Source organism: Persicitalea sp. (genome assembly GCF_041751555.1).
Lineage (GTDB): Bacteria > Bacteroidota > Bacteroidia > Cytophagales > Spirosomataceae > Persicitalea.
The window spans coordinates 1-3,594 of the sequence record NZ_JBGSXF010000616.1; the positions used below are offsets into that span (position 1 = coordinate 1).

Here is a 3,594-nt window from a genome sequence, read left to right on the forward strand (position 1 = left end):
GTAATGATTGGTGATTTTCGGACGCCGGGTTCCTACGCCAACTTCCTGATTTGCAATGCGGGTGTAATCGTTCCGGTTTTTGAGAACCCCAATGACCAGTTGGCCGTGGATATTTTGGAACTGGCCTTTCCCAATCGCCAGATCATTCCGCTGTCGGCTACTGAAATCATCTGGGGGCAGGGTAGTTTTCACTGTTTGAGCCAGCAGGAGCCGATCGGCCAGTCAATTCCCTGAGTGCCGCAAATTATTCTTGCAATCGAAACTCGCCTGAAAATCTAGTCTTGGTTTAATTTCTGAACTATGAAACATTTCCTCAATCCGCTTATTCTCATTTGCCTGGCTTTCTTTGGGGGCTGTAACCAGAATCAGGATAGCCAGGAAGGTGCGTTTTTGGTTGATGCCCCCCAAACCGCTCAGAAAGCCGCCAACCCACAGCAGCCCGAACCCACCGATGATGTGCAGATCACGGAGCGAAAAATCACCAAAGAAGGTACGATCCGTTTCGAAACTTCCAGCGCGAAGCAAACGCAGCAACTCATCACCAAAATGGCGGCCGAAACGAACGCCTACATCGCGGAAGACGAGATTAACGACTACGATGGCGAGCGAACCGAACATCGGGTAACGGTCAGGATTCCGGCGGAGAAATTCGACCGTTTCCTGGCCACCATCTCGGAAAGTGCGGTCAGTATGGACAGCAAGAAGGTGAGCGCCAAAGACGTTACGGAAGAATACGTGGACATCGAGGCCCGCATCAAAACCAAGAAGGAACTTGAATCCCGCTACGCCCAACTGCTCCAACGCGCCGGAAAAGTGTCGGAAGTGCTGGAAATAGAGAAAGAAATGGGGAATCTGCGCGCCGAAATCGAATCCATCGAGGGGCGTTTGCGGTACCTGAAAAGTCAGGTGGCTTTCAGCACGCTCACCATAGTTTACTACGAAAAAGGGTACGCGTCGTTCGGCTTTTTTACCAAATTTACCGAGGCGCTGGCCAACGGCTGGACGTACTTACAGGCTTTCCTGATCGCACTAGTCAGTTTGTGGCCTTTCTTTTTGCTGGGAATTGTTGGGTATTATTTACTGAAGCGATTCAGGAAGCGAAAGAAAGACGAGGCTTGAGCCAGGTTTTTCTTTTCAACTCATGGCTAAAGGCGGGGTGGCATACTTACGGTTTCGAGCCAGAAGCCCCGTATGTTATCGAAGAAGCCGATCCAATCGCGTTGATCGTTCGACTTGGTTATATAGGCGTTGGCCCCCTGGGCGTAGCAAGCTTCGATGTCCTCCTTCAATTCTGAGTAGCTGAACATAACTACGGGCAAGGTCGGCTGATATTGCTCTGCCAAATAATCTTTAAATTTTTTCAGGGCAGATAGCCCCTCTTCGCGGGTAGGCAAGTACAGGTCCAAAAGGATCAAGTTCAGAAAACGCCTCCCCGGTGTCTGACCGTCCGAGGCCAAATACGTAAGGGCTTCCTGCAGATTCTCAGCCCCCACGGCATGGATTCCCGGCATGCATTTCTCGACCGCTTGCTTGATCAGGAATCGGTGATCCGGGCTGTCCTCCACTATTAGAATCGAATTCCGGCAGAATTGCTCGGTTGGCTCAGGTTTATTTATGGTGAGCATTTAGACTTTGGGGTTCACTTTTGCCAAATCAAAAGATACAATTTTTAATCCACAAAATACGATTTAGTTCAATCTAATTTGCTGTTTATTAAATAATTACTAAATCAATCAATTTCAATTTGAATAGCTTTTGCCCCGATTATTGCTTACTTTTGACTTTGCCTGGTCGCCTAAATAGGACAAACCACCTCCGGTCGGAATCGTAACAACCGGATGTTGTCAATTGATCTATATCGACCATGGCATCGTCATCTGACGCCAACCAAGCCGTCGCGGATTTGGCTAATTACCTTTTTAATCGGCGGGACGCCATTCTAAACCAGTGGCGCACGACCTGCGAAAATGATCCTACGCTGTCGCACTTGGCCGCACTCAACCGCGAAGAATTTAACAACCTTCTGCCGCTAATCCTTAACATTATGGATCAGCGGCTCCGCCACCAGGCCGAAGCCGCCGACCCGCTAAAAGTCGCCCACGCCCACGGCTTGCACCGCTGGCACAAAGGGCGTTCGCTGATGGACATCCTGACCGAACTGGATTACTTATACGAGGTCATAGGCGATGAACTTCTACTTTATCGCCAGCAATACCCGAACGCCGACCCGGAGGTCCTGATGGTGGCCACGGTGCTGATTGCGCGTCTGAAGAGCGAAACCGTGAAGGGTAGTGTCAGCGAGTACGACACCCTACAGCAACTCGCGGCGGCGGGTCGCGGGGCCAGTCTTCAACAAGCCCTCGACCAACTCAACCAGTTGGGGCGCGACCGCAGCGATTTGTTGCGCACTTCCTCGCATGATTTGAAAAGTACCTTCGGTGTGATTCAGGGTGCTACTTTCCTGCTCAGCCAGGAAGGCAAAACGGAAGAAGAACGCGCGCAATTGATGCAAATGCTGAATCGCAACCTGACCAATGTGCGTACCATGCTGGTGCAGCTCACCGACCTGGCCCGGCTGGAAGCGGGGCAGGAACCGCTGGAGATACAAGCATTTGACGCCTCCAAGACCATAAGGGAACTCGTCGAAAGCGCCCAGCCGCTGGCCAGCGAGAAGAACCTCGTGCTGCGGGCCGATGGCCCGGAAACGCTGATTGTCGAGAGCGATGCAGTCAAGATTCAGCGCATTGTTCAGAACTTGTTGCTCAATGCCATCCGCTATACCGCCGAAGGAATGGTGTCCGTATCCTGGTCATCGGAGGGTACCCAGCGTTGGTATGTCAGCGTCCAGGATTCAGGACCGGGGCTGCCGTCGGGTACAGCCGCCTTACTCGCCCGACAACTTGAGCCAGATATCGAGGTCTCGGCGGTGATGAAACGTGACCTCACTACCGATGACGTAGAATCGCCAGCGAAGCCTCCGCCAGCCAAAACGTTGGGGGGCGAGGGTATTGGCCTGCACATCGTCAAGCGTTTGTGCGATCTATTACAAGCCACCCTCGAAGTCGAGACGCAGTCGGGACGGGGTACCATCGTGCGGGTCCGGCTTTCTAGCAAACAGGAGGCATGATTTTAGCTGAACAGCGCTTACCCTTTGCTGCGGAATAAGTCGTACAACGGTTTTAAAGCCGCAAAATTAATCAATGCGCCCGCCACGCAGTATATGCATACTTTCTTCTGCACCGTTAACATTCTGTAGAGGTAATGCGCCCCGCCGAAAGCCTGGCCCAGTACGAGTCTCCTGCCAAGGCGAGGTCGAAGAACTTGGTGTACTTGCCTTTCCGATTGCCCGCCGTGGCCACCAGGATAGTAGCGGCGTAACCTGCCAAACTGATGGGCGCGTCGGGAATGCCCAGCAGCACAGCGTCTTTGGAAGAATTGACGCTGTCGGAGTCGAACACCTTCAAGGGCAAGTCGGGCAGGTGCTTGATGTAGCCCAACTGGTATAGGGAAATAAAACTGAAGCCCACCATTCCCGCTGCGGCGGGGGCGGCGATCCGGCGGCGGCACACGACGGCTTGGTCGTCGTCGGCCCGC

The 3,594-nt window shown here is 52.9% G+C and carries 4 protein-coding genes and 1 pseudogene; 3 read left to right on the forward strand and 2 right to left on the reverse strand.

The window, feature by feature from the left end:
- A partial coding sequence (locus tag ACEW8P_RS21835; RefSeq protein ID WP_373515191.1) for an agmatine deiminase family protein occupies positions 1-234 on the forward strand: 234 nt, incomplete at its 5' end.
- A gap of 66 nt (positions 235-300) precedes the next feature.
- Positions 301-1,119, forward strand: coding sequence for a DUF4349 domain-containing protein (locus ACEW8P_RS21840; protein ID WP_373515192.1), 819 nt, complete (start codon positions 301-303; stop codon positions 1,117-1,119).
- Positions 1,120-1,145: 26 nt separating this feature from the next.
- Here ACEW8P_RS21840 and ACEW8P_RS21845 read toward each other — a convergent pair whose 3' ends face one another.
- Positions 1,146-1,625, reverse strand: a complete 480-nt coding sequence (locus tag ACEW8P_RS21845; protein ID WP_373515193.1) for a response regulator — start codon at positions 1,623-1,625, stop codon at positions 1,146-1,148.
- A gap of 239 nt (positions 1,626-1,864) precedes the next feature.
- Here ACEW8P_RS21845 and ACEW8P_RS21850 point away from each other — a divergent pair, with 239 nt between their 5' ends.
- Positions 1,865-3,127, forward strand: a complete 1,263-nt coding sequence (locus ACEW8P_RS21850) for a sensor histidine kinase (protein WP_373515194.1) — start codon at positions 1,865-1,867, stop codon at positions 3,125-3,127.
- A 115-nt stretch (positions 3,128-3,242) separates the two neighbouring features.
- Here the strand turns inward: ACEW8P_RS21850 and ACEW8P_RS21855 are convergent.
- Positions 3,243-3,594: pseudogene (locus ACEW8P_RS21855) on the reverse strand (hypothetical protein); the annotation flags it as partial.

What these genes read in the sequence shown, in the direction of transcription:
- ACEW8P_RS21850 (WP_373515194.1), top strand. Translation starts at nt 1,865, where the DNA reads ATGGCATCGTCATCTGACGCCAACCAAGCCGTCGCGGATTTGGCTAAT.
- ACEW8P_RS21840 (WP_373515192.1), top strand. Translation starts at nt 301, where the DNA reads ATGAAACATTTCCTCAATCCGCTTATTCTCATTTGCCTGGCTTTCTTT.
- ACEW8P_RS21845 (WP_373515193.1), bottom strand. Translation starts at nt 1,625, where the DNA reads ATGCTCACCATAAATAAACCTGAGCCAACCGAGCAATTCTGCCGGAAT.